Genomic DNA, 1,472 nt, shown 5'->3' on the forward strand with positions numbered 1-1,472 from the left:
GAGATGAAGGATCATGATGAGATGAAGGATCATGATTTAATTTTATATCCTGCTAACTTCGGCAAAATCATGATGGTTTCTTATCCTATAAAATTGATTCATCGAAATTACTTTGATATCTTTCCGTCTGAAGAACCAGGATTGCAAATAAAAATGTAAACTTTGTAAATAAAAACTCGACAAATGGATCTTATTCGAAATCTCCTCTATGGGAAGCACAAATACCTGTTCGGATTAATATTACTTTCGTTTATTTCTGTAATCTGCGTGGCTTTCAGTATGACTGGCAGTGACGACTTTGATATCTCAAGAAGAGAAGTTTTGCTCCGCCGGATCGGGCACGAACTACTCCTCCAATCGGGCGACAGTATATCGAGGGTTCTTCCCATAAAAAAGATCGCTGAAAATGAATACCAGATCACATTTGAGAATGAGCTAACTTTTCAACCCGACTCCCTGGTGAATACCACTCAGCGTTTGTTTACCAAAGATCCGCTCACAAGTGATTATGTTGTTAACGTACTAAACTGTGGCAATGCCAGTGTAGCTTATGGATATGCCATATCCAAAAACAAAAAAGATGATATTGTAACCTGCAGAGGAAGAAAACAGCCTAAGGCATGTTACATGATCAACATTAAATTCAAACCGACGGGCATAAATACAGCCAAAAATAGATATCTTCTGGCTGGCCTGCCACTTTTAGCCTTTGTTGGATTTATTTTTTTGAGCGCTGTTAAGCGGCGAAAAACTTTACCTAAAGGGGAGTACACTGGCCTATTCACTTTGGGCTCGGTATTGTTCGATGCAAAAAATCGGAAGCTCACAATACATGGAAAAACAATAGAACTAACCGGAACGGAAACCCGTGTATTGCTTATTTTCGCATTATCTCCCAATGAGACTATAGACAGAAGCCGGTTACAAAAAGAGATATGGGAAGATGAAGGTGTTATTGTGGGCCGAAGCTTGGATATGTTCATATCAAAACTTAGAAAAAAACTGGAACTCGATCCCAATATCAACATCGTTGTTATAAGGGGTAAAGGGTATAAACTTGAAATTAACGCTTAAGAAGAATCTTCCTGATGTGATATTTTAGCATTCAATTTGGCATTTTTAAACCTTATCGGGAACGACCAACTTTTTTGCTATAAAGCGGTCAATTGATAGGTTTTATTTTTACTGGTTTTAAACTTAGTCTCATAACCTCCGGTATTTTTTTTGGAGCTGGTCTTTGCTCCATTTATGCTTATTGGCAGATCTGTCTGCAAAATACATTCATTCCCATTTATTGATTTTATCGACCCTGACTGCAACTTCATGTTTTTCCAGGTAATCGCTATCTCAAATCCCCCCCTGGCCTTACGACCTTTTATTTAGATCAGATTTTTGAGCGCTGATTTCCATAAGGACACATGATATCAACTTTGATACTTAGGTATGCAAAAAAATATTTTCAGGACTAACTA

The 1,472-nt window shown here is 37.7% G+C and carries 2 protein-coding genes; one reads left to right on the top strand and one right to left on the bottom strand.

Annotated features, from left to right (window positions below; genetic code table 11):
- The first annotated feature begins 183 nt into the window (after positions 1-183).
- On the top strand, positions 184-1,074 hold the full coding sequence (locus AC1DPQ_RS27495) for a winged helix-turn-helix domain-containing protein (protein ID WP_477582238.1): 891 nt from the start codon (positions 184-186) through the stop codon (positions 1,072-1,074).
- 77 nt (positions 1,075-1,151) lie between these two features.
- Here the strand turns inward: AC1DPQ_RS27495 and AC1DPQ_RS27500 are convergent, their stop codons facing one another.
- On the bottom strand, positions 1,152-1,379 hold the full coding sequence (locus AC1DPQ_RS27500; RefSeq protein WP_477582259.1) for a glycoside hydrolase family 95-like protein: 228 nt from the start codon (positions 1,377-1,379) through the stop codon (positions 1,152-1,154).
- Positions 1,380-1,472 lie beyond the last annotated feature (93 nt).

The organism is Pedobacter sp. 01T416_2 (assembly GCF_056398925.1).